Raw genomic sequence first — 24,467 nt, forward strand, 5'->3', positions numbered from 1 at the left:
TCTAAATTATTGATGCTTAGTATTGAAAACGCCCTCATCTTTCCTGTAATGAGGGCGTTTATAAAAATGATTGAATTTTATAGCCTGATTCCAATTACGGCTATATCATCTCGCTGAGGCTCACCATTCATATATTCGACCAAATAGTTTTCGAGATATTCCTTTTGTTGGGCTAATTCCATTTTCTGGATTTTTTCCAATTGCTCTCGGAGTCTTTTTCTTCCAAATCGTCTTCTGTCGGGGCGGTGCTGATCTATATACCCATCGGTGGTGAGGTAGATAACTGTGCCTTTGTCAAAAGTCAATTCTTGTGATTCAAATGCCATTTTTGTGGCTTTAGTACCTCCAACCGACATCCGGCTGCTGATATATTCTTCTATATTTTCCGAGTTGGATGGCAAGACGAAAAGTGAGCTTTTTGCACCAGCAAACACAATCTTCGGCTTTGCTGCTTGTTTGTGGAATGCACATAAGATCATATCCATTCCATCTCTATTATAGGTTGATTCTTGCCTTAGGGCTTTTACAATTCCTTTGTGTAATTCGGTGAGGATTACAGCGGGTTCGGTAACCTTCATTTCCCCAACAATCCTGTTGAGCAAAGAGCTGCCTATCATACTCATAAATGCTCCTGGTACGCCATGTCCGGTACAATCGACCACTGCCAAGTAAGTGATTTCATCCGTTTCGTGCATCCAGTAGAAGTCGCCTGAGACCACATCCCTTGGGCGGAAAAGAACAAAATGCTCTTCAAACTGCTTTTTCAATTCTTCCTCCATAGGCAAGATCGCCTGCTGAATCCGCTTTGCATAATTTATACTTGCTTTTATTTGCTCGCTATTTTTCGTGATAAGCTCATTTGCATCCTGCAAATAATCTCGTTGTTGTTCAAGCTCTTCGGCTTGCTGCGATAGTTCTTCGTTCTGGACTTGGATTTCCTCGCTCGCATCTTGCAATGCTGCGGTTCTTTCTTTTACTTTTTTCTCTAGTAGGATTTTTTGTTCTTTTAACTGACGAGTCCTTATGAGGAAGAAAGCGATTCCTGATCCTAAAAACAGACATGTTGCTAGGGTTCTGAACCACCATGTTTCCCACCAAGGCGGCAAGATAGTTACCTTTATTTGGGTAGCATTTTCATTCCAGATTCCATCGTTGTTAGAGGCTTTTACCTTAAAAATGTATTCTCTAGCATCGAGGTTGGTATAGGTAGCAGAGCGTTGTTCGCCTACATAGTTCCAGCCTTTTTCTAGCCCCTCCATCATAAATGCATATTGGTTTTTGGATGGTTGAGAGAAATTCAAGGCAACAAATTCAAAAGTGAATACGCTTTTTGTATAATCAAGCTTGATTTCATCAGTTAGCTCAATTGATTTGCTAAAGGGCGAGCCTTCTAGCCCAAATCCAGCATCTTTATTAAAAACCTTGAAGCCAGTGAGCTTAACGGGTGGGATAAAAGGATTGTCTTGAATAGAAGAAGGGTCAAACACATTAAAACCATTCGTTCCGCCAAAGTATAGTTCACCTGAACTGGAGATGAATGCGCAGTGGTCACTGAATTCATCTCCTTGTATGCCATCAATCGTATTATAATTTTTAATGATAGGGTTTTCGGGTTTATTGATGCCATCTGTAATTTTAACTAACCCTTTTCCTGTTCCAAGCCATAAGTTTCCATCCTTATCTTCCACTATAGAGTTTACATCGCCCGAAACCATCCCGTCTTTTGTCCCATATCTTTGGAAAGTCTTGCTTTCTTCATCAAAACAGTTGAGCCCATTTGGTGTACAAATCCAAACCTGTCCTTTACTGTCTTCATATATATGGGTGACGCTGTAGTTGCTGAGGCTTTTTGGGTTGTTCGGGTCGTATTTATATTCAGTACGCTTTTTAGTAGCTCCATCTACATGAACCACCCCGTTTCCATAATCATTTACGTGCCAAAAATCTCCATTTTTAACTTGGATTAGATGTAGATCATTAGGACCAGTGTCGAATCCCCAAACAGCTTTACTCGGTTGAAACTTGCCTGTTCTTATGTCCATATGGAACCAACCCCAACCAGATCGGATGAAAAAACCATGCTTGTCTTCATGTAAATTGTAAACATGTGTTCCAGGAAAAGAAGTGGAATCTTTTGGGTCGTTTTTAAATTGTATAAAAGAGTTCGACGTAGGGTTGAACTTGAGAAGGCCTGCATTGTATGTCCCTGCCCATATACTCCCTGTTTTGTCTTGATGGAGGGCTAAAATAGCATCGCTAGGTATACTTTTCGGATTTTTGGGATCATGCTTATAATAAGTAAATTTCTTGCTTTTTTTATCATAAACGTTGATTCCCCCGCCATCGGTAGCTATCCAGATCTTGCCATCTTTGGTTTCCATCAAGTCTCTAATCTTGCCATTATTAAGGCCACCTATTCTTGGCTTAAAATGATTGAAATTTTTGTCGTTCAGGCCATAATAGCTTACTCCCGCATTATAAGAGCCTGTCCACACAGTTTGTGTCGTTTTGTCAAAGTAACTTGCATAAATGGAGTTGCTGCCAATACTATTTTCATTTGCGAGGTCAGGCATATATCGTTGAAATTTACCTGTTTGGGTGTTCATGATATTATACCCACCATTTTCAGTACCAACATATAGGAAATTTCCATTTCCTGACATAGAAAGTGCTCTATTGTTTCCTATTGAGTTCGAGTCGTTTTCATCGTAGGAGTAAGAGATAAATCTATTGGTTTCTTCCTCGTACATGCAAACACCTTTAGTGGTGGTGGCTATCCATATTCTTCCTTTATCATCTTCATGAAAGGCGTTGATTTTGCCTGCTGGTAATGAATGGATATCATCAGGATTGTTTGTGAAATTACTGAACACTTTTGTTTCGATGTCAAGAATGCTAATTCCGTTGTTTGTGGCAATCCAAAGCTTATTTTTAGAGGAGAGATACATATTGCTGACACCATTATTCACCAAAGTAGTCAGTGGTTTGTTTGGGTCGTTTTTGAAATCAACAATGATTTCCGTTTCGGGGTCAAAAAGATTTAGTCCATCATTAGTTCCTATCCATAGTCTACCATCATGGTTTTCACATATACTTGAGATACTGCTCCCAGAAGCGCTTTGAAACCAATATTTTTTAAATGTATCTGTTTCTCTCTGATACAAATTCAGCGCCCCTCCGTATTGATTACCTACCCAAAGCCTTCTTTTGCTATCCTCAAAGATAGCCCCTATGTTATTAGAGGCTAAGCCACCGTCATCACCTTGATCTTGCTTATATACCTTGATATTATATCCATCATATCTATTAAGGCCATTGTTGTAAGTTCCTATCCACATGAAGCCGTAGCTGTCTCTATAAAACTTGAAAATCCAACTTGCTGAAAGACCGTCCTCTACTTGTAGTTTTTCAAATTTGATGTTTTTTTGCTGAGAGTAGGAAGGAGATATTGTTAGTGCCAAGGCAATTATTGCCAAAGAAAATAGGGTGAATTTTAACAGGTAATTATTTTTCATATGCGGAAGTATTTCATTATTGTATATGGATAGTTCTTTTTTAATGATTGTAAAACGTTATATCTATTTTAGTAGTGTTTGGTTTACACCTAAAGTACGGGAAAGTCTCTATGAAGCAAGCGATCAGCCTATGAGTAGCAAGGTAAACGTCCAAGATCCTAGTAATCAGGCACTAAACCCCAAGAAAATGGAACCTGAAACCGATTTTAGATTGGTATAGAAGAAAGGATCGATGCATAAAGAGTTCACTCGGTTCTAAAGGTACTTTTTAGAGCGGGAAGCTTTATGAGCGTCCTTAGGAAGGAGATAGCTGTGCAAATATCCATCTGACAGATTGTATGTAAAATAGCGATAGTGCTAGGCTAGTTTTGTTCTAGGGGTAAATTAGGTAGGGTGACTAATGGTCTTATTTATACACTGGAGAATAGCCAAACCACAGACTTATTAATTAGGCAAGGTAATCAAGCGCCAATGTGAGCCATTGTATCCTAATAATTTTTGGTTGTTTCCATGTTGCCCAAGGAAAACAGGCAGGTTGCTGTTATGGAAATAATTCTAAGGATTTTGGCTAGTAATTTCAGATTCATTTTTTTTTTTGTAAATCTTGAGCTGATCTTGTTAAAAGATAACCTTTGGACGAAAAAAAACGGCTCTTATTCGAAGGCTACGCAAGCTAATTTAAAAAGGAAATCTGGCAGCTGGCACAAATAGTTCTGATTTATTGATTCTGATGAAAGAATAGAAAGCATCGATTAGTTGATGCAAACTGCTTAATTCCATTTAAGATTGAATAATTGATAAATCCTGCTTTACCTTTACCCTTTTCCAAAGAAGTTGTCTAAAGATAAAAATGAGAATAGTAATAGGTTCAAAAAATCCGGTAAAAATCAATGCCGCAGCTACGGGGTTCTCCTTGGTTTTTGATAAATTAGAGAAGGCAGAGGGTGTAAATGTGCCCAGTGGTGTGAGCGATCAGCCCATGAGCAGTGAGGAAACGTTACTAGGAGCAAGAAATCGTGCATCAAACACCAAAAAAATGGAACCTGAAGCCGATTTTTGGGTTGGTATAGAAGGAGGGATAGATGTCAATGCTCAAGGGGAGATGGAAGTATTTGCCTGGGTAGTTGTGTTGGCAAAAAATGGAATGGAAGGAAAGGCAAAAACGGCTGTGTTTTTCCTGCCCCCAAAGGTGGAGGAATTGATAAACGAAGGAATGGAACTGGGCGAAGCTGATGACTTGGTGTTTAAGCGGACAGATTCCAAAAAGAAAGGCGGCTCGGTGGGTATTCTTACCAAAGGGATAATTGACCGGGAAAGGTATTACCGAGAGGCTGTGGTACTTGCGCTCATCCCTCTGATGAACGAAGAACTGTATGCGACATGGAAGAATTGAAATCACATTTGCTGGAAAGGTTTACCCTCGATTTGCCAGGGCCGGAAGCTCACGCCCAAATGGCATCGGAGTCGAGGAAAAAAAGATTGAACAACGAGCCGTCTGCTAATCCTAGAAGGTCGGCGGTGCTGGCTTTGATCTATAGAAAGACAAACGAACTATTTCTGCCGCTCATCCGTAGGCAAACATATAAGGGAGTGCATAGCGGGCAAATGGCTTTTCCTGGAGGCAGGGTAGAAGAACAAGATAAGAGTTTGAAAGAAACTGCTTTGCGCGAAACCAGCGAAGAAATTGGGGTTCAAATCCCGAAAAATAAAATAGTAGGCCAGCTAACTGAAATTTATATTCCGCCCAGCAACTCTTTGGTGACACCCTATGTGGCCCTGAGCGAAAGCTCTTTTACCTTCCAGCCAGACCCTCGGGAAGTTGCTGAAGTGGTAGAGGTTGGTTTGAAGGAGTTACTCAACCCGTTCAACTATTCTGTGGAAAAAATAAAGGTCCACGACAACGTAATTATCAATGCGCCTAGCTATAAAATCCGAGGAAATATTATTTGGGGCGCAACAGCTATGATGCTCAGCGAGTTGCTCATGGTTTTGGGAGAACTCGAATCCACTAAAAAATTCTTATAACAGCAAGCAAACTCTTTTGTCTAACTTGGGTATCTGATAGAAGATATGCCCTGCCTTTCTATAGTTTTAACCAAAAGAACATTTAGCTTATGAAACTAGTAACATCTACTCTTTCAATTCTTATTTCAACTCTTTTTCTTGTTGGTATTTCCGCTGCGCAAGACTTTTCAGCATTTGAGAAGAAAACGTATTCCGATGGGGGAGAAACCTTGCCTTACCGCTTGCTTTCTCCTGATAACCCGAAGGGTAAAAAGCTTCCGCTCATCATTTTCTTGCATGGCTCAGGAGAGCGAGGAACTGACAATGAAGTCCAACTTACCCATTGCGCTAGCAAGTTTTTAGATGCCGCTGTCCAGAAGAAATATCCTGCCTATGTGGTATTTCCCCAGTGCCCCAAAGAGCAGCGCTGGTCTGAAATTGATAGTGAAAGCGCAGGTATGTCTGAAGACGGAGCAACCAAGTATTACCTAAGCGAAGAGCCAAGCAAGCCAATGGCGATGCTCGCCAAGCTCATTGCCCAACTGGAACAAGAGCTTCCTGTTGATCAGCAACGGATATACGTTATGGGGCTTTCCATGGGCGGCCAAGGTGTGTACGATCTCATAACACGCAACCCGTTTAAGTTTGCCGCAGCCGTTTCCATCTGTGGAGGGGGAGATACCCGCCATGCTTCGGCGCTTACCCAAACCCCACTGTGGATTTTCCAAGGTGAAGACGATGAGGTTGTTCCTATAGACTATTCGAGGGTGATGGTGAAAGCCATAGAATATGCAGGGGGAAAGCCGCTCTACACCGAGTACCCCGGCGTAACCCACAATAGCTGGGACAATGCCATCGAAGAACCTAAGCTTTTCTCGTGGCTCTTTAGCAAGCGGAGGAAGTAAGCTAATTTTACCAATGCCCCACATTAAGTGAGGGCATTGGTTTTATATTTAGTACAAATAAGGATCCATGAAATTAGAGGGTCCGTATTCTCCTTTTCTCCATAATTGCCCTGGGTTTATTTCTCCTTCGAATGTATCGCTATAAATGAAATCACCTTCTCCTTTAGGTTGAAAAGATAATCGCATTTTATATTTTTTTGATCCATGATATTTCGGTATCCTGAATTCCCAATAAGTATTTGGAGGGAATGTGAATTCATGATAACTGTTACCGCACCAGCTAGAGGGGAGGAAGTCGATGTCTTGCCAGTTATTTTCTGCATTTAGAACTTGAACTTTAATATAGAGGCGACTGTCCTGGGCTGATATAATTAGTGTATCCTTTGTAGTGTTGTAGAGATAAACTTTGTGACCTTTATAGAGATTTGTATATGTATAAAAAGTATCAATTTCATTATCAATAACTTTTAGTACTGGCTTGTTTTCTTCAATGCTATCAATAGGATTTTTAATGCTTTTTAAAAAATTTGAAGATCTTCCACACCCATAGCATCTTTCTTTCGGAGAGGAAAAGGCATAAAAAAATCCAGAAGTTTTATAATCAATGTTGAATTCGCTAAGTGTTGTTCTTTTTGGAATTTTCCAAATCTTCACACTATCTTTATTAAGATACCCACAAAACTTTTCATCACACATAAAGATTAAATTTCTTTTTACACTGTTTGTTTTGCGCTTTTTTTTATTATACCTATCGATTTTCTTTTTGTTGTATACTAATTTGCCATCAGTATCGATTAAGACTGAATTATAGTCTTTATAACCAATTGTATAACCTTTGTTGAAACCATGGTAAAGTGAGATGCCATCGAGTTTAAAAGGTATGTTTCCACTTTTGTCAATAAAATATTTTGTTGTGCTATCTTCAGAAACTAGAGCATATCCTTCTGAAAAATTCATTGCAAAATCAAACTTAAAAGGAATTATAACCTGACCATTACTATTAATGTAGCCGTATTTACCACCAGATCTTACAGGAGACAAACCACTTGAAAAATATCCTACTACTTCATATTGTGGTTTGATTATTACGTCACCAGTCTCGTTTATAAATCCCCATTTGAGGTTTTCATCATAAATGGGGTATAAAGAGTTGGCTTCTTGTTCTTGTTCCTGTGCTATACTCTTAGCTGTGAGAAGGCAAAAAAGTAAAAATAACGTTAGTGATTTCATATTGAAAGAATTTAGTTTGAACTATCACTCCCCAACCCATCCCATACTTCGTTTTACGGCTTTTTTCCAAGTTTGGTAGAGCTTTTCTTTTTTCTTTACAGGCATTTTTGGCTCGAAAGACTTGCCCACTTTCAGGATTTCGGGGAGCTGCTCTTTTTTCCAAACCCCTGCTTTTATTCCAGCCAAAAAAGCAGCGCCCATCGCCGTGGATTCTATTTCTTTTGGTCTTTCCACGTTCACGCCCAACATATCGGCTTGGAACTGCATCAAAAAGTTATTGGAAGATGCGCCTCCGTCAACCTTGAGGGCTTGCAGTTTGAGTTGGGAATCATTTTCCATGGCTTCCAGCACGTCTCGGGTTTGGTAGGCGAGCGACTGTAGTGTTGCCCGCACTATCTGTTCCCTACCGGTGTCTCTCGTAAGCCCGAAAATTGCCCCACGGGCGTACATGTCCCAGTAGGGTGCGCCCAAGCCTGCAAAGGCAGGGACTACGAACACTTCATCGTTAGTTCCCGCTTTTTCGGCATAATATTCGGAATCTGGGGCGGTGTCTATAATCTTGATTCCGTCGCGCAGCCATTGCACGGCAGCTCCTGCTACAAAAATGCTCCCTTCTAGGGCGTATTCCACTTTCCCATCTAGCCCCCAAGCTATGGTGGTGAGCAATCCATTTTCCGAAATGCGGGGTGTTGTACCCGTGTTCATCAGCATGAAACAACCCGTTCCGTAGGTATTCTTTGCCATGCCGGGCTCGAAGCACACCTGCCCAAAAAGAGCAGCTTGTTGGTCGCCGGCTATGCCCAAAATTGGAACAGTACTGCCTTCAAATTCCAATTGGCAAAACTCCGCTGCCGAGGGCAGTGCTTCTGGCAGAAGGGCTTCGGGTATATTCATTTCCTTAAGCAAGTGCTTGTCCCATTCCAGCGTTTTTATATTGAAAAGCATGGTTCGGGAAGCGTTGGTGTAGTCCGTTACGTGGCATTTTCCTTTGCTTGCTTTCCAAACCAACCAAGTGTCGATAGTGCCGAAAAGCAATTCCCCGTTTTCAGCCCGTTCCCTTGCGCCGGGTACATTTTCCAGTAGCCAAATCACCTTGCTGGCGGAAAAATAAGAATCTATCACCAGCCCCGTATTTTCCTTTATGTAAGCTTCTAAACCTTGTTTTTTGAGCTTTTTGCAGATAGCTGCGGTGCGTTTGTCTTGCCATACGAGGGCATTATGGATTGGTTCGCCTGTTTTTTTGTCCCAAAGCAAAGTGGTTTCCCGTTGGTTGGTAATTCCAATGGCGGAGATATCGGAAGGGGAGAGGCTGTACTGTTTGAGTAGCTTTTTGAAAACCTTCACTTGGCTTGCCCAAATCTCGTCGGGGTCGTGTTCTACCCAACCGGGTTTTGGGAAATACTGTGGAAACTCCTTTTGTTTGATGCCGACTATTTTTCCAGTTTCATCAAAAAGAACAGCTCGTGAACTAGTAGTGCCTTGGTCGAGGGAAACGATGTATTTCATGTGTTTTTAGGATAGGGTGTTGAATGGTTTAAATTAAAAAAATAAATGAAGTAACACCATACCTTTTGTCTATCATTTCATGATAACCTTTTCTTATCTGCCCATAAGTTTATTTGTAGGGCAAAAAAGAACGATTGTTTAATAATATATGTATATACATTTAAATATTTTAAAAATAAAAACTGATTACTGACATGAGCAAAAAGATACTCGCCTTTGGTGCAAGCAATAGTAAAGAATCGATCAACAAACAATTGGCAGCGTATGCCGCCAATCAAGTGGAAGGGGCAGAGGTGATGCTGTTAGATTTGAATGATTTTGAAATGCCAATCTATGGGATAGATAAGGAAAAGGCATTGGGTATTCCTGAACTAGCCCAAGAGTTTAAAGAGTTGGTGAAAGGGGCAGATGGTATCGTCATTTCCTTCGCCGAGCACAACGGAGCATATACCACTGCATTCAAGAACATATTCGATTGGATATCTAGATTAGGCAAAGATGTGTGGGAAGGCAAGCCAATGTTTTTGCTAGCTACTTCACCTGGAGCAAGGGGAGGGAAAACCGTTCTAGACATTGCCTATAATAGATTTTCCTTTGCCAATAAAAATGTGATTGAGACATTTTCTTTGCCTTCGTTCAATGAGAGTTTTTCGGAGGAAGAAGGTATAATAAATAAGGATCTGTCTGACCAGTTTGAGCAACACCTGAAGAGGTTTGTTTCAGCTTTGTAAGAGCATTTTAGTTTCGGTTATATTCTCAGTAAAGGGGGCTTGGTTTTTATCAAGTCCCTTTTTTATATCCATGTTTTTGAGGTTTTCATGTACTTTCATTGCTTAGGAAAGCGTGTCTTTTATAGCCAATACATTTACTACCTTCCATCATTCTATTGTCCATGTTCATCTATTTTGTTTTCTCGGTTGCGCAATATTTGCTTAATTTGCCAGCTAGTCATTTTTAAAGTACAAATTTATCGTAGAAAAGCATGAAAATATTGATAGTTGGCTATGGGAAAATGGGGCGTACGATTGAGAAAATAGCCAAAGAGAGGGGGAATGAAGTTCCTCTTATAGTAGATACAAATGGGCAAAGTTTCTTTGACGATATTCCTGAAGGAGCTGCCGATGTAGCGATAGAATTTACGCAACCTGAAGCTGCTTTTGACAATATAAAAGCATGTTTGGAAAGAAAAATACCAGTAGTGAGTGGGACTACAGGTTGGTTAGAGCGCAAACCTGAGGTAGAAGAAATAGCTAAAGCAAACGGTTCTGCCTTCTTTTATGCTTCAAATTACAGCATTGGAGTGAATTTGTTTTTCCACCTCAACAAGTACTTGGCTAAGCTGATGAGCGGGCAGCAACAGTACAAAGTCGAGATGGAAGAAATTCATCATACACAAAAACTAGATGCTCCCAGCGGAACGGCTATCACACTTGCTGAAGGGATAATTGAGAACTTGGAAAGTGCAACATCTTGGGTGTTGGACGAAGGAGGAGAGGTAAAAAAAGGAGAGGTGCCGATAGTAGCACTTCGTGAACCTGAAGTGCCCGGAACGCACAGCATCAAGTTCAGCTCCGAAGTAGATGAAATAGAAATAAAGCATACGGCGCATAGCAGACAAGGATTTGCCGAAGGTGCAGTAACAGCAGCCGAATGGCTTGTAGGTAAAAAAGGCGTATTTGGAATGGAAGATATGCTGAGGTTTTAATGATAATTCCGCTGCTTAGCGACTTCGGCTGTTTGCTTATAGGGAAATATGGTTTTTTATAATTTTGTTGATTCCTCAGGAAATCTAGTTTACAGTTTAAGAAGCTGTTTGGGAATTGTATTTAAAAATTGTTATCGCTTATTATTGGATGTAGAATAAGGCAAAATCGACAAAGATAGTGGAGTTTCTTCGGAGATTTTAACGCGGGCGGCTAGCCGAAACTATGCGTCAAAAGAAGCACATAAGAATTTTGAAGATACATTTCAAAACAGCTTCTAAGAGAAGTTAGAAAATATGCCCTTTTTGGCGTTTTACTTTTTTCTAACCTTTTCACTATCCATCTTAAGCTTTTCTGTTGCTTGAATCATCAAGTAGATTCATAAAGAGCCAAAAACATTGTAAGTTTACAGCCAGTTTAAGTGGGCTAATCAGTATTGACACAAAATAACATTGGGCTACGAAAGTGCCCTTCACATAATTTTAAAAAAAAATGAAGCTAGCTCTTTTTAAGAAAAAAGAAAGCAAGAAGAAAGGACCGTTGAGAGAATGGTTCGATGCTATTGTGTTTGCGGTTGTTGCGGCAACGATTATTCGTTGGTTGTTTATAGAGGCGTTTACTATTCCTACGCCATCTATGGAAAAATCACTTTTGGTGGGCGATTTTTTGTTTGTAAGCAAGATGCATTATGGCGCTCGTACTCCTAAAACCCCTTTGCAAGTTCCTCTTACACACCAAAAAATTTGGGGAACAGAAATCCCCTCTTACCTCGATTGGATTCAGCTTCCACAGTATAGGCTTCCGGGTATCAGCAGTGTGAAAAACAACGATGTGGTTGTATTTAACTATCCTCCAGATAACTATCCGGTGGACTTGAAAACGAATTACATCAAGCGTTGTATGGGCATACCAGGCGACAACTTGGAGATAAAGAACAAAGAAGTGTTTATCAACGGAGAAAAGTTGCCGATGCCTGAGCATTCGCAAACGAGCTACGAAGTGAACACTACGGAAATGGTGAATGAGCAGCGTGTGTTCTTTAGCCGGGATATAACCGATGTAAGCGGTAGAAATACGGGGACTAATTATGTGGTGATGACAAGTGCGGAAAAGGCTGAGGAACTTGAAAAGCTTCCATTTATAAAAAGCACTGAGGAAATAGTGTACAATAAGGGTGAGATGCGAGGTAGTGATGTTTTTCCTCACAGCCCTAATTTCGATTGGACACTCGATAACTTTGGCCCGCTTTGGATTCCTAAAGAAGGTTCTGAAATTGAAATCAACGAAACTAACTTGACCTTATACGAGGAGATTATCAAAAAGTATGAAGGGCACGAGGATGTGAAAGTTGAAGGTGGGAAATTGCTGATAGATGGCAACGAAGTAGCTAAATATACTTTTGAACAAGACTATTATTTTATGATGGGAGATAACCGTCACAATTCACTCGATTCGAGGATTTGGGCATTTGTTCCTGCAGACCATATTCTGGGCAAAGGCTTGCTGATCTGGTGGTCGGTTGATCCTAACACAGCCAATGGCAACATCTTTAAGCGTGTTCGCTGGGAAAGGATTTTCGATATCATCGAATAGATAGACCAAAATACATAAGTATCAAACCTATATTTTTGGGATGATACTTTTAAGCTATAATTTAGGCCGTGGCATTTGCTGCGGCCTTTTTTGTAACCTATCACACAATGAATAAATTTTACAAAACTATTCTGCTTTTCCCTTTTTTGTTTTTGCCCTTTTCTTGCCAAGAGTTTTTGGAAGAAGAAGCGTTTGATTTCATTGCCGCAGATGACTTTTTCCAAAGTGAAGAAGATGCTGTATCGGCTGTAAATGGGGTTTACGATGCCATGCAAGACATCGACTTTTACAACAGGCACTTTCAGATGATCTGCGACCTGCCCGGCATTTCATCTACTAACAACCGTAGCGGAGGCTGGCGAGGCCAAATTGATAAATATACGTGGGATGCATCTAACGAGGGGCTGGCCTTGAGCTGGCAAGCTATCTACAATGGAGTGGCAAGAGCCAATACGGTGATAAATAGGGTTGGGAAAATGCCTGCTGGGAGTATCGATGCCGAAGTACAAAGGAGGGTGGTGAACGAGGCAAAATTCTTACGGGGTTTTTATTATTTTACTTTGGTGAGGCTTTGGGGAAATGTGCCTCTGGTAGATGAGGAAATCACTTCCATCGAAAACAATCTCCGCCCTGCAAATGTGGGTACAGCAAATGCAGTTTGGGAGCTGATCATAAGCGACTTGAAAGCTGCGGAAGACTTGCCTTTGGAATATGGGGGAAATGACATAGGTAGGGCTACAGGCGGGGCGGCAAGTGCCATGCTAGGCACGGTGTACCTCCAGCGGTCAGGCTTGGGCATAGCTAATGAATGGGGTTTGGCAAAAGCTCAGTTTGAGAAAGTGATTGAAAGCAAAAAATATAGCTTAATGGAAAGTTATGCCGACCTCTTTTTACCTGAAAACGATAATGGTAAGGAAAGTATTTTCAATATGCAAGCGGCGCAAGGCTTTGGAGACGAGGGACAAATTCATGGGGCAATGACAGGAGTGAGAGGAGCGGAATTAGTACCAGCTGGCGGCTGGTCTTCTTGGACTTCCGAGCCAGAGTTTTTTGAGATGTTCGCCGAAGATGATAAGAGAAAAGAAGCGATTTTTTTGTTAGCGTTTGAAAAGGATGGGAAAATTGAAACATACCCTGGCAGTTCGTACATGGCAAACCCCCATTTTACCAAATATTGGGACCAGGGGGCTACTGCCAATCAGGATTATGCCAACGACATGTACATCCTCCGCTTTGCCGATGTATTGCTGATGCACTCCGAGACTCTCAACGAAATTGATTCTTCTGACCCTAAAAGGCTGGAGGGGATCAACAACGTACGGGCTAGAGCAGGTCTTTCGGCTCTAACTAATTCGTACACACAAGATGAGTTCAGGAAAATCCTGCTTTTGGAGCGTGAAAAAGAGCTCTGTATGGAACAAAAAACGGTTTTTGACTACCGTAGGTTTGGTTTGGAGAAGATGCAATGGATAGTAGGTTTGAGCTCACAAGGCTATGAGCTGGGGGAAAAACATCTGCTTTATCCCATTCCTCAGCGAGAGATTGATCTGTACGGAGGGGAAAAAGAAGGTGTTTTTGAGCAAAATAAAGGATATTAGAAATAGGTTTGAGCAAATTTTTAGACATAATTTTCCTCAAAATTCACTGTAACTCAATCTGAATTAAACTGTTTTGAATAATCAGTTTATTAGCATAGTTTCTTTGGTTATTTAAAACAATGTTTGTATTTTTAATGCTTATTATCCGTAGTTTGCCATAAAAAGTTTTTGTATGCTGTGTGTCGATTGTTCTCAACAAAGGGAACGCTTTTGAACATAATGTACTAACTGTAGTTGAACCAAATTCCTTTTAAAAAGGATATGTTCGATGCATAATTGGTTTGATGTATTTCCAAATGAAAAGTTGTCATTATCATAGTTGATAAAAATAGCATGAAAATAGATGCTGGTACAGGAGAGCTGCAATATACAGCTATTGAAAATAATATTTTAAAACAGCTAGAGTCGGTAATACAGGATTCTGAATTATTGTTTTTTGTGTTGCAAAGCACTGAGGATAATGACTTTATACTGACTTACCTGAGCCCAAATTTTAAGAGGAACATCGTAAGTCAAATTGGCTTTTTTCAAGACGAAGACCTTGTCTATTACCGTAATTCTTTTTTTTGCACACCTTGTTTGTTGGAAAATGTAGCGACGGCATTTGAAGAAGGTAGGAGAGCTACTTTTGAGATGCGATGGGAGGTGAAGAACACGACTGGCTTTTGGCGTATAAATTTATCACCAAGCTTTGGTGATGGAGGAATGTGCACTGGATTTAGTGGGAATGTATTGAATGTAACTGAGGAGGTAGGGGCAAAAACAGCATTTATAGAAAGTGAAAATAGGTATAGGCTTCTTTCTTCTCTTGCCTTTGAAACAATCATGATCCATAACAATGGGAAAATAATTGACATCAATAATGCTGCTATTAAACTTACTGGATTTAGTAAAGAGGAATTGATGAGGATGAACCCCGTGGAAGATATTATTACCCCAAACTCAAGAGAAGTAGTAAAAGAACGCATGCTAAGAGATTATGCCCATCCTTATGAAATAGAAATAATCCACAAAAGTGGTAAAATAATCCCCATAGAAGTAGAGTCTAGGTTTGTTTATCATCATGGCGAAAAAGTCAGAGTGGCGGCCATGAGGGATATTTCAGAAAGAAAAAATGCTGAAAGAGCATTGGCTGATAGCGAAGCGCGGTGGCAGTTTGCACTTGAAGGAAGTGAGCAGGGAGTATATGATATTAACTTGATTGATTACACGGTGTTTTTTTCTAGGAAGTACAAAGAAATGTTGGGCTATGAGGAAAAGGAAGTAAAAAACCAGATAAGTGAATGGGAGAGATTGATGCACCCCGATGAGCTAGAGCCTATCCGTGAGTCAGTTGCCTCTTTTTTGAAAGGAGGGGAGGGGTTAACGTACCAACAAGAATACCGAATGAGGTGCAAGAACGGTGACTATAAGTGGGTATTGGCAAGAGGGAAGGTAATTGAATGGACGGACGAGGGAGAACCCCGACGAATGATCGGTACACACATGGATATCGATTATTTGAAACGAACTGAACTTGCGCTCAAAGAAAGTATGAGGAAGTTCCACAATACACTTCATTCAATGGCTAGTGGAGTGATGGAGGTCGACCTCCATGGGACAGTGGTGTTTGTGAACCCGAAGGCATGTGAGATGCTGGGGGTTGAAGAGGAAATGGTTCTCCAAAAAAATTATGACATTGGGTTATGGCAAAGGGTAAGTAGAGATGGGAAACAAATCAATAAGGAGGATACTCCTATTTTTATGGCGCTGCAAGGTGAGGAGGTAAAAGGGAGTGAATTCGGTTTGATCGTTAATAATGGTTACATCTGTTGGGTATCGGTAAATGCATCGCCTTTGTTTGATGAAGATGGGAAGCAATACGGAGCAGTTTCGAGTTTCCAAGATATTACGGAGAGTAAACTCAATGATGATGCACTTCGAAGTGCACACGAAGAATTACAGCAATATAACGTGGAGTTAAGGTCGATCAATGAAAAAATGCAGGAGCTAGGTGAGTTTAAGAATGGTTTGACTCGTATGATTGTCCATGATCTTAAAAACCCTTTGAGCCAGATCATTAACTTGGCTCAGATACCCAACGTGGAGCATTCTGCCCGGCAGATGTACAATATGGTTTTGAATATATTGGAAGTACAGCAGTTTGAAGAAGCGGAAGTAAAACTCGCTAAAAGTACTTTTGCCATAACAGAAGCATTTGAGCAGGCCTTGGAGCAACTCGAATGGTTGCTTGGAAGAAAAGAGATTCAGGTCAAGCTAGAACTGGACATTAGCTTGCAAGTAGAAGCTGATCATGATTTCATTATGAGAGTGTTGGTCAATTTAATCTCTAATGCGGCTAAGTTTACGCTTATGAAAGGAGTTATTGTAATGAAAGCGTTTAAAGTTGAAAAAGAAGTGCTGAAAGTAGCCGTTGAAGATAATGGACCTGGCATACCAAAAGAGTTTCAACACAAGGTGTTTGATAAATTTGTGAAACTCAATACCGATGCGCCAAGGACGCTTAGGTCTACAGGCCTAGGGCTTACTTTTTGCAAAATGGCGATAGAAGCACACGATGGAAAGATTGGGGTAACCGATTCTGAACTTGGCGGGGCTGCTTTTTGGTTTGAAATACCTATCCATGCTAATGTCTGAGTGAGTAGGAAACCTCAATTTCCACTTTGTGAATTTCAATGTTTTTTCGTATCCCTTTTCTGTAATTGAACTCGTACATTGCTTTTATTCCCCAGTGCTTTCCAAATTGATGGTTTAAATCTACCTGAAAGGTAAGCTTGCTGTCCTTTAGCAAAGGTTCAAGTTCAGCTTCCTCTTGGTGTCCATCCTTCCCTTCGGTAAGCTTGGAATAGAACTCTGAAAAAACTATTCTCTATACCAAGTTCGTTTTCCCTTTTTTGATTTTCCCTGAACTGACATGCTAACTTAGGGTCAGTTTTAACGTTTTATCGCCGTGTAGGACAAGTAACTTGAGATAGTCTTTCAAGGGTTTAGGGTAAAGAATCTCGTGAGGGGTTCCATTATTGTAGAAATGTGAATTCAAATAGAAACCAACCCCGTATGGGGTTGCAGAAACCTAAATCATCGCAAAAATTCTGCAACACCTACGGCGGTTTAGAACTGGTCGGGCAGTAGGTCTTTTGAAATCAGCTGCTGATCGCCCGTTTCCATGTTTTTGAGGGTGACTTTCCCTTCGTTTATTTCGTTGTCGCCAGCCAATACCACATACTGGATGTTGTTTTTGTTGGCGTAGTTCATTTGCTTTTTCATCTTGGCTGAGTCTGGGAAAATCTCAGCTTCTACGCCTTTCGCCCTTAGTTGTTGGAGCAAGGGTAGGCAATACGCTTCGCAGTTGGCATCGAAGTTTACGAACATCACCTCTACACCTTTTTGAGAATCTTCGGGGAACAAATCCAGCTCTTCCATCACATCGTAGATGCGGTCTATTCCGAAAGAGATTCCCACTCCGGACATATCTTTGAAGCCGAAAACACCCGTGAGGTCATCGTAGCGGCCACCGCCAGAGATGCTGCCTATTTGCACGCCTTCAGGAGCTTTCACCTCGAAAATAGCTCCAGTGTAGTAGTTAAGGCCACGAGCCAAACTTATGTCCAACTCAATGTTGTCGGTTTGCAATCCCATGGTTTTGGCATAGGAAAATACTTTCTCCACTTCTTCTACACCTGCCATACCCGTTTCAGAACTTGCCAAAGCTGTTTTCAGTTGTTGGAGCTTTTCGGAAGTATTTCCTGTAAGTCCCAAGATAGGGGCAAGGCCTGCAATAGCTTCTTGGCTAAAGCCACGTTCTGCCAATTCTATATTAACTTTTTCCTGTCCAATTTTATCGAGCTTGTCTATGGCAACGCAAAGGTCGGTTTCTTTGCCATGTGCGCCTACTGCCTCGGCTATGCCTGCCAATATTTTTCGGTTGTTGAGCTTTAGGGTGTAGCCTTCTACTTTCAGTTTGGAAAATACCTCTTGGATCATGGCAATGATTTCCGCCTCGCAGATCAAAGAATTTGTTCCGATCACATCCGCATCGCATTGGTAGAATTCACGGTAGCGGCCACGCTGAGGGCGGTCGGCCCTCCAAACAGGCTGGATTTGGTAGCGCTTGAAAGGGAAGGTAAGTTCGCCACGGTTTTGCACCACGTAGCGGGCAAAAGGCACGGTAAGGTCATATTTTAGCCCACGGTCACTTACTTTGGAGAGCATCTGTTGCGCTCCCGCTTCGTAGTCTTGAGCTGAGGTCTTCTTCAAGAAATCTCCAGAATTTAATATCTTAAATAAAAGCTTGTCGCCCTCTTCCCCGTATTTTCCCATCAACACCGAAAGGTTTTCAAACGCAGGAGTTTCCAACTGGCGGAAGCCATATTTTTTGAATACAGTACTGATCGATTCAAAAATGAAATTCCTTTTTGCCATTTGGCTCGGTCCAAAATCCCTAGTTCCACTCGGAGTGCCCAATTTTCCCATCTTCCTTTTCTGCTTTAAATGTTACTTTTTCAATACAAAGCGCAAAGGTAATAATTTAGTGGCTTAGATTGAGAAGCTGTTTGAAAATGTACCTTCAAAATTCTTAGGTACTTCTTTTGGCGTATAATTTCAGTAGTACCTCCGGAGGTAGCCTAAATCATAAGAGCAGAGAGGCGTTTCGATGGATTCTCTTGGCTTTCACTTGCAGCAGGTACAACAAAAAGCCCCAATTCTGAGCGATGGGGGCGCTACTCTTATGGTTTATGCAAGGGTATGGGTATAATTTTTTTCATATTTTCTATCTTGCTTTATGACGGCAAAAATTCTATGGACAAGCTTTGACCTGATAGCGTTGAGTACCGACATCTTGTTTTTCCCTTCTGCGACTTTTCGGTCATAATATTTCCTGAGCTCCCCTGTCGTGTTGAGGGTAGACAGGGCTGCCATGTGGAATATTTTCTTGAGCTCTTTGTTTGCCTTGTACGAGACCTTGTTGCGTGAACGGATGCTGCTGCCCGACACATACCTGAACGGCGCACAGCCGATATGGCAGACAAACTTCTTGGGGTCATCGAACTTCCGGAAATTTTCCGTGGCCACGATGGTGGCGATGGCGGTCTGCATGCCCACGCCCTCCACGGAGACGATCTTATCGAAATTCCCCTTGATGCCCGGGTCGTCTTCTATGAGCTGCCCCATCTGTTCCTCTATCTCATCGATCGTTTTTTTATAAGCGGCGATGATACCCTTTACCCTCTTTTCTTTTTCCTTGAAATACCCTTTGTCGAGAAACCCTTCTTCTTGTTTTAGCTGCCCCCTATATTTCGACAGGTCACGCACGGCCAGCTCCCGCTCGGCGGAAAGCAACTTTAACACCTTGATAGTCTTGGGCGTAGGCTCGGATAGCTTTGCCCTATCGGAAAAACGCTTGGCATATTGGGCGATCCTTATGGCATCTGCCCTGTCGTCCTTTCCCCTTGTCAGGCCTTGCGAGCGGAGGATGGCATAGGCCGGTTCCATCCAGAGGCAAAGCCCTAGGCAGAGACAGGTGTCCACCAGCTTGTTGCCGAACTGCCCCGTATGCTCGGCACATAGCAAGGTATCCCCTTCTTCAAGCCCGTGCACTTTGAACAAACCCTTCAGCCCCTTTGACAGGGCATCCCTGTCGTTGTCCCATTTGAGGTTGACAAGCTCGCCGTGCCCGGTCAAGAGGGCAAGGTCGATGGTCTCTTTGCTGATATCGATGCCGATAAAGTTTTTAAATCCCATGGTTATCCGTATTTTTATGTTGGACAAAAATCTGGAGGTTAAGAACCTGGGCCGTATCCTAATAACCTTAACGGTGACAAACTCTTATACAGGTCTCGGGCCAGGAGGGAGGACAGGCACTGAGGAGCGACATGAATCTTGTTCAAGAAGCGACATAGGTCGCCCGTCCCCCTTCTTAACCAAAAGAAATATCTCACTATGTTCAAGTAAATACAATTCTTCGAATAATACAAGAGTACTAATCTAAGGTGGGAGCGACCCCATCGTTTCTTGCGCCCGAACTAACGCCGTTACTCTTTTTAGAGCAGCAAAGCTTTATAACCCCAAAAACCAAAACGCCCCGCCAAAAAGTTGACGGTGCGTTTCGATGGTTACATTCTTGTTTTCAATTGCTACCCTTGTTTGGTTGAACCATAAGAGTAGTAGGGTTAAAAGAACACTTCTTTTTTGTTAAAGCTAAATAGTTCCATCATATTCTTAGAAGGTGTTATATAGTGAAGTTCATGTTTTTTAAAAGCCTCTACAGGAGGTTTTGCAAAATATAAAATCAGCTTTCTAGTATTAATATTATTACTATCGAATTCTATATTGAATGTCACACTTCTCTTCTGATTACTACGGAATAATTGTAACCCCATGTCATCATTATGTATCGGAGGAGAGTACTCACCCTCATGCTCCTTAATAAAAGCATCTATAATCTTACTAGAAAAAGGAAAATACTCTATTGTAATACTGTTGTTTTCTTTGATAATAGCTGGGAATTCTCTTTGGTCTAAATCGCCTTTAAATGAATAAACCATCAAATAGTCTTCATTTGATATATTTTCAACATCTATTTTAATGTTGCTAGTACCATTTTCTATTGCAACATCTACCACATTAACTATCAAATGCGTTAAGCTATCTACATATTCTTTATTGTTGTTATGACTCTTTATATGCTCATCATGACAATTAACCATTAAAAATAAAATACTTATCAATGTAACTACTTTAGTTACTTCTATTTGGATAGTACTCATAAGCTGCCCTTTCTTTTAGTCCTTGTTCTTTTCTAATTAAATTTTCAGAAATACGATCTGGAGGAATAAAACCCTGATACGGGATCTCCTTCCTAAATACCAGCAAGCATTGCGGAACTTTCCTTTTTCACGGAGCAGCAAGCCTTTGCGGAATAGTAGGTTGGAGATTCCCACTTTCGTGAGAATGACTCGGAATGGCGGAAGCGGGAAGTGATATTCTCAGCAGAAAAAACTCAATCCTCATTCTCTCCAAACTCTTGTTTCATTTCTAGTAGGCAGTTGATGCAGAGGCAATCGGTGATGCCGTTTGCTCTGTTTTGGGCAGTAACATATTCTCTTTCTTCAGGAGTGAGCTTGGCGGAGGCGCATTGGCAATGGGCAATGTCGGGAGGGTTGCAAAGAAATTCTTTGTGGCAACGGGGGCAGGTTTTGTGTTTTGCTACTAGTTCCATAGGGGCAAAAGTAGGGTAAGGGAGACATGAAAGTTCATATCTCCCCGTATATTTTATTACTCTTTCAATACCATGTCGATACAGAAGACTGCGGCAAGGATCAATAGTCTCAACGGATGATCACTTGGTACTTTCTCGTCGATTTGGAGCATGTAGTTATCGGCGGTGGTGAAGAGTTCTTTGCCAAGTCCTGCCCATTTTTTGCTCACATGGGCAAATTCAACATCGTCTTTCACAAACTTGAAATCCCAGCTTGTCCATTTTCCTTTCAGGGTACAAAAGATATTATCCTCAGGATCGAGCACGTTGAACTTTCCGCCTATGGAGAAAAACTTTTGTTTGAATTTCCCTACCAACTGGTCGTCTTTATCAAACACTTGAACGGTAGATAGGAACAAGGAAATGCCACGTTTCACAGTCAATATTTTTTCTCCAGAACTAGCTCTGACCTCCACTTCAAAGGGTGTCATTCGTTTGTAGTCGGTGAATCGTAAGATTTTGGTGAAAAAGCCCAAGCCGGGTTCGCGGCAAGTCATGAGAAGCTCTTGGGTTTCGGGATCAAAAACATCGTAATTGTTCGATGCTTTGAACATTCCCACATGTTCTTTTACGAAAAAGAGGTTTCTTTCGAGAATCGAGTTTGATTCTAATGTTGCATTCATGTTTGTGAGTTTTAAGTAAAGGTTTAAAAAAAATGCGTTGTAAATAAAACCCTTTGCTTGTTCTAAGATTGTTGTATAGGTGATACTTTTAACTCAATACACAAAAAACTTGCAATCGCAGCGGCGAACCGTTAGAAACCTGTAACTCGTAACAGGTAAAAAACATTAGAATAGGAAGTTGGACTTAAAGAATTAAGTGCTGTTGTCATTTACGGAGAAGTACTCAAAGCAAATTACTCCCCTCCCTTTAGGGTTTTATTTACTTCGTCCTCGGTTTCCCTCAGCTTGTTTTGGCAGTAGGTGAGGAGGAATCCCGCCCGCTTCACTTTTTCGGTGAGTTGGTCTATGGGTATCTCATTGTTCTCTAATGCTTCTTGGATGTCGTTGAGCTCTTCCAGTGCTTCGCTGTAGGTCGGTTCAGTTTTCTTTTTGCTCATCTCTTTTTTCTACTTTATCGATGGTACTTTTTATTTCAAATTGATGGGTAAGGGTGGTGAGTTCCTCGCCTTTTTTTAGCTCGCTTGCGGTCTTTACAGGCTTCCCGTTTACATAGCTAATGGAGTAGCCTCTTTTCAAAATGTTTTCGGGGTTGAGGTGGTGGATTTCCTGCCCAAGGCTTTTTATTCGCACCTTTTCTCTTTCCAAAAGTAATTGTGCTTGCTGGGCAGTTTTCATTTTTATTTCTCCCAAAGCTACCTTTTGCATGTACAGCAATTGCAGCACACCGCTTTGCAGCTGGAAGCTGGCACTGTCGAGCATCCTCGATTCGGTGTTGAGCAGATCTTTGGTGAGGGCTGCGATGTTTTCAAATCCAAGTTGGAGTTGGGACTCAAAGTTGATGCACAACTGCACGAAAAACTCCGCCACCGCAGTGGGGGTTTTGAGCTGCTGTCGGGCTACCATATCGCAGACGCTTTCATCGCGGTGATGGCCGATGCCTGTGAATACAGGAAGTTCCAAATTGGCGATGGTTTCTGAAAGGGCATAGCTGTTGAATACTTCCAAGTCGAGCCTTGCGCCTCCGCCACGGATCAGTGCCACAGCATCAAATCTACTTGGGTCAATGCGTTTGAGAGCAATGATGATTTCTTGCTCAGCCCGCTCGCCTTGCACCGAAGCTTGGAACGTTTCTAGTTGGAATTTGTAGCCGTAAGGGTTTTGGTGGAGCTGGTTCAGAAAATCGGAATAGCCCGCTGCTGTTGGTGAAGAGACGACCGCAATCCGCTGGGCAACTAAGGGCAAAGGTAACCCTTGCTGCTTGTCCATCAGTTCGTTGTCTATCAACTGCCAGATGGTTTCCCTCCGCTTTAGTTCTAGCTCGCCAATGGTATAAGCAGGGTTGATATCCTGCACATTGAGGGACAAACCATGTACTTCGTGGTAAGTGACTTCCACCAAAATAAGCACTTTGCTCCCTGCCGAAAGCAGCACTTCTAGCCCTGCGCCGTGCTCGGCATGAAGCTGTGCGAGTTTGCTTCCCCAAATGTTCGCACGAGCTTTGGCAACGATGCGCTCGTCTTCTTTTTGCACCAGTTCCAAATAAGCATGAGTACCCACCTGTGCCTGGGCAAGTTCGGCGCTAATCCAAAATTGCCGATTGATATCGACAATCAGTTTTTGGATGCTTTTGTTGAGCTGGAGTAGGGTAAAATGTTTCAAATTAGTTTCAATTTGTGGCGAAGTTAGGTAAAATGGGATTCATGCTCAACCATAATTCAAATATGGTTTCTCAACCCGCTCAAACTCTTTAGTTTGGGCATAGTTAATCTTGTAGGCTTATGCTTTTTAAAAACAGGAGGAACAGTATGCTGGTTTTGAGAAGGTATGGTCGATCTTATTTTTTGTATTTAAACTGATGAACCATGTTACAAATAACCGTAGCCGAAGGGCATGTTTTTGAGCTCGAAAAAAAGGAAGGAGAGGTTTTTTTGAATGGAAAAAAGTTGGACTGGGACTTGTCCAAAATTAATGAGCGACATTATCATGTGATTAGCGAGGGGCAATCTTTCAACTTGGAAATTGTGGAAAAAGATCTCCAAAGCAAAGAATTTGTTTTGAAGATAAATGGCAAAACGCTGACCGTTGTCGCAAAAGACAAGCTTGATTTGTTGCTGGAGAACTTGGGTATGGCTCAGGGGAGCAACAAAGTAGTTTCCGAATTGGTGGCGCCTATGCCAGGGCTGATTATGGAAGTGTGCGTAGAAGAAGGTTCAGAAGTGAAAATTGGAGATAAATTGATAGTTTTGGAGGCGATGAAAATGGAGAATGTGCTGAAATCACCTGTTGATGGGGTGGTAAAATCGGTCAGCGTGGGGAAAGGCGACAATGTAGAGAAGAAGCACGTGCTAATTCATTTTGAATAATGCTGTTTATCAAAAAAAAAGCTGATGTAGAGCCAAGGCATGCCTTGGCTCTTTTTTACTAGATAACTAAAGTTGCGCAATATTTACCTTTATCAGATATTGCATACCAAAAATTTATGGTTAACCGAGCCTTGTTAATGATTGGTGCCAGAATGCGTGACTTGAATAA

General features: G+C 41.6%; 19 protein-coding genes. 9 read left to right on the forward strand and 10 right to left on the reverse strand.

Annotated elements, in window-relative coordinates:
• Positions 1-77: 77 nt before the first annotated feature.
• Complete coding sequence (locus tag R9C00_09525) at positions 78-3,515, reverse strand: two-component regulator propeller domain-containing protein (GenBank protein ID WPO37689.1); 3,438 nt, start codon at positions 3,513-3,515, stop codon at positions 78-80.
• An 850-nt stretch (positions 3,516-4,365) separates the two neighbouring features.
• Here R9C00_09525 and yjjX point away from each other — a divergent pair.
• From yjjX to R9C00_09540, 3 genes are all read left to right on the forward strand, one after another.
• Positions 4,366-4,908: an inosine/xanthosine triphosphatase gene (gene yjjX / locus R9C00_09530; GenBank protein ID WPO37690.1), complete on the forward strand. Its 543-nt coding sequence runs from the start codon at positions 4,366-4,368 to the stop codon at positions 4,906-4,908.
• Positions 4,896-5,540, forward strand: a complete 645-nt coding sequence (locus tag R9C00_09535; GenBank protein ID WPO37691.1) for a CoA pyrophosphatase — start codon at positions 4,896-4,898, stop codon at positions 5,538-5,540. The genes yjjX and R9C00_09535 overlap by 13 nt, the downstream gene beginning before the upstream one ends.
• A gap of 89 nt (positions 5,541-5,629) precedes the next feature.
• Positions 5,630-6,424, forward strand: a complete 795-nt coding sequence (locus R9C00_09540; protein ID WPO37692.1) for an alpha/beta hydrolase-fold protein — start codon at positions 5,630-5,632, stop codon at positions 6,422-6,424.
• Positions 6,425-6,472: 48 nt separating this feature from the next.
• Here R9C00_09540 and R9C00_09545 read toward each other — a convergent pair whose 3' ends face one another.
• Entirely contained in the window at positions 6,473-7,654 is a 1,182-nt protein-coding gene (locus R9C00_09545) for a WG repeat-containing protein (protein WPO37693.1), read from the reverse strand.
• Positions 7,655-7,678: 24 nt separating this feature from the next.
• A complete protein-coding gene (glpK, locus tag R9C00_09550) occupies positions 7,679-9,160 on the reverse strand; it encodes a glycerol kinase GlpK (GenBank protein ID WPO37694.1) in 1,482 nt (493 codons plus the stop codon).
• A gap of 194 nt (positions 9,161-9,354) precedes the next feature.
• Between glpK and R9C00_09555 the strand changes: the two genes are divergently transcribed.
• The 5 genes from R9C00_09555 (at position 9,355) to R9C00_09575 (ending at position 16,691) form a co-directional block, all read left to right on the forward strand.
• Positions 9,355-9,891, forward strand: coding sequence for an NAD(P)H-dependent oxidoreductase (locus R9C00_09555; protein WPO37695.1), 537 nt, complete (start codon positions 9,355-9,357; stop codon positions 9,889-9,891).
• 251 nt (positions 9,892-10,142) lie between these two features.
• Positions 10,143-10,865 carry a 4-hydroxy-tetrahydrodipicolinate reductase gene (dapB, locus tag R9C00_09560; GenBank protein WPO37696.1) on the forward strand — a complete coding sequence of 241 codons (723 nt, stop codon included), beginning with the start codon at positions 10,143-10,145 and terminating at the stop codon, positions 10,863-10,865.
• 490 nt (positions 10,866-11,355) lie between these two features.
• Positions 11,356-12,456 carry a signal peptidase I gene (lepB, locus tag R9C00_09565; protein WPO37697.1) on the forward strand — a complete coding sequence of 367 codons (1,101 nt, stop codon included), beginning with the start codon at positions 11,356-11,358 and terminating at the stop codon, positions 12,454-12,456.
• Positions 12,457-12,563: 107 nt separating this feature from the next.
• A complete protein-coding gene (locus R9C00_09570; GenBank protein WPO37698.1) occupies positions 12,564-14,054 on the forward strand; it encodes a RagB/SusD family nutrient uptake outer membrane protein in 1,491 nt (496 codons plus the stop codon).
• A 333-nt stretch (positions 14,055-14,387) separates the two neighbouring features.
• Positions 14,388-16,691, forward strand: a complete 2,304-nt coding sequence (locus R9C00_09575) for a PAS domain S-box protein (protein WPO37699.1) — start codon at positions 14,388-14,390, stop codon at positions 16,689-16,691.
• 474 nt (positions 16,692-17,165) lie between these two features.
• On the opposite strand, the gene hisS is transcribed toward R9C00_09575, so the two are convergent.
• From hisS to xseA, 7 genes are all read right to left on the reverse strand, one after another.
• Positions 17,166-18,527 (reverse strand): histidine--tRNA ligase, encoded by a 1,362-nt coding sequence (gene hisS, locus R9C00_09580; GenBank protein ID WPO37700.1) that lies wholly within the window; start codon positions 18,525-18,527, stop codon positions 17,166-17,168.
• A gap of 261 nt (positions 18,528-18,788) precedes the next feature.
• A complete protein-coding gene (locus tag R9C00_09585) occupies positions 18,789-19,796 on the reverse strand; it encodes a transposase (protein ID WPO37701.1) in 1,008 nt (335 codons plus the stop codon).
• A 428-nt stretch (positions 19,797-20,224) separates the two neighbouring features.
• Complete coding sequence (locus tag R9C00_09590; protein WPO37702.1) at positions 20,225-20,821, reverse strand: hypothetical protein; 597 nt, start codon at positions 20,819-20,821, stop codon at positions 20,225-20,227.
• 233 nt (positions 20,822-21,054) lie between these two features.
• Complete coding sequence (locus R9C00_09595; protein WPO37703.1) at positions 21,055-21,273, reverse strand: cysteine-rich CWC family protein; 219 nt, start codon at positions 21,271-21,273, stop codon at positions 21,055-21,057.
• A 56-nt stretch (positions 21,274-21,329) separates the two neighbouring features.
• Positions 21,330-21,935 (reverse strand): phospholipid scramblase-related protein, encoded by a 606-nt coding sequence (locus R9C00_09600; protein WPO37704.1) that lies wholly within the window; start codon positions 21,933-21,935, stop codon positions 21,330-21,332.
• Positions 21,936-22,168: 233 nt separating this feature from the next.
• On the reverse strand, positions 22,169-22,372 hold the full coding sequence (gene xseB, locus R9C00_09605) for an exodeoxyribonuclease VII small subunit (protein ID WPO37705.1): 204 nt from the start codon (positions 22,370-22,372) through the stop codon (positions 22,169-22,171).
• The gene (gene xseA, locus R9C00_09610; protein WPO37706.1) at positions 22,353-23,594 is read right to left on the reverse strand and encodes an exodeoxyribonuclease VII large subunit; all 1,242 of its coding nucleotides are present in this window, start codon (positions 23,592-23,594) and stop codon (positions 22,353-22,355) included. Before xseA ends, xseB begins: the two co-directional genes overlap by 20 nt.
• A 203-nt stretch (positions 23,595-23,797) precedes the next feature.
• Between xseA and R9C00_09615 the strand changes: the two genes are divergently transcribed.
• Positions 23,798-24,298, forward strand: a complete 501-nt coding sequence (locus tag R9C00_09615) for a biotin/lipoyl-containing protein (protein WPO37707.1) — start codon at positions 23,798-23,800, stop codon at positions 24,296-24,298.
• The last annotated feature ends 169 nt before the right edge of the window (positions 24,299-24,467 follow it).

The organism is Flammeovirgaceae bacterium SG7u.111, assembly GCA_034044135.1.
Lineage (GTDB): Bacteria > Bacteroidota > Bacteroidia > Cytophagales > Flammeovirgaceae.

Excerpts from the sequence above, each read along its gene's own strand:
- R9C00_09600 (WPO37704.1), bottom strand. The coding sequence starts at position 21,935 with ATGAATGCAACATTAGAATCAAACTCGATTCTCGAAAGAAACCTCTTT.
- R9C00_09555 (WPO37695.1), top strand. The coding sequence starts at position 9,355 with ATGAGCAAAAAGATACTCGCCTTTGGTGCAAGCAATAGTAAAGAATCG.
- hisS (WPO37700.1), bottom strand. The coding sequence starts at position 18,527 with ATGGGAAAATTGGGCACTCCGAGTGGAACTAGGGATTTTGGACCGAGC.
- glpK (WPO37694.1), bottom strand. The coding sequence starts at position 9,160 with ATGAAATACATCGTTTCCCTCGACCAAGGCACTACTAGTTCACGAGCT.
- R9C00_09540 (WPO37692.1), top strand. The coding sequence starts at position 5,630 with ATGAAACTAGTAACATCTACTCTTTCAATTCTTATTTCAACTCTTTTT.
- dapB (WPO37696.1), top strand. The coding sequence starts at position 10,143 with ATGAAAATATTGATAGTTGGCTATGGGAAAATGGGGCGTACGATTGAG.
- R9C00_09585 (WPO37701.1), bottom strand. The coding sequence starts at position 19,796 with ATGGGATTTAAAAACTTTATCGGCATCGATATCAGCAAAGAGACCATC.
- xseB (WPO37705.1), bottom strand. The coding sequence starts at position 22,372 with ATGAGCAAAAAGAAAACTGAACCGACCTACAGCGAAGCACTGGAAGAG.
- R9C00_09535 (WPO37691.1), top strand. The coding sequence starts at position 4,896 with ATGGAAGAATTGAAATCACATTTGCTGGAAAGGTTTACCCTCGATTTG.
- yjjX (WPO37690.1), top strand. The coding sequence starts at position 4,366 with ATGAGAATAGTAATAGGTTCAAAAAATCCGGTAAAAATCAATGCCGCA.
- R9C00_09545 (WPO37693.1), bottom strand. The coding sequence starts at position 7,654 with ATGAAATCACTAACGTTATTTTTACTTTTTTGCCTTCTCACAGCTAAG.
- R9C00_09570 (WPO37698.1), top strand. The coding sequence starts at position 12,564 with ATGAATAAATTTTACAAAACTATTCTGCTTTTCCCTTTTTTGTTTTTG.
- R9C00_09525 (WPO37689.1), bottom strand. The coding sequence starts at position 3,515 with ATGAAAAATAATTACCTGTTAAAATTCACCCTATTTTCTTTGGCAATA.
- R9C00_09595 (WPO37703.1), bottom strand. The coding sequence starts at position 21,273 with ATGGAACTAGTAGCAAAACACAAAACCTGCCCCCGTTGCCACAAAGAA.
- R9C00_09590 (WPO37702.1), bottom strand. The coding sequence starts at position 20,821 with ATGAGTACTATCCAAATAGAAGTAACTAAAGTAGTTACATTGATAAGT.
- lepB (WPO37697.1), top strand. The coding sequence starts at position 11,356 with ATGAAGCTAGCTCTTTTTAAGAAAAAAGAAAGCAAGAAGAAAGGACCG.
- R9C00_09575 (WPO37699.1), top strand. The coding sequence starts at position 14,388 with ATGAAAATAGATGCTGGTACAGGAGAGCTGCAATATACAGCTATTGAA.
- R9C00_09615 (WPO37707.1), top strand. The coding sequence starts at position 23,798 with ATGTTACAAATAACCGTAGCCGAAGGGCATGTTTTTGAGCTCGAAAAA.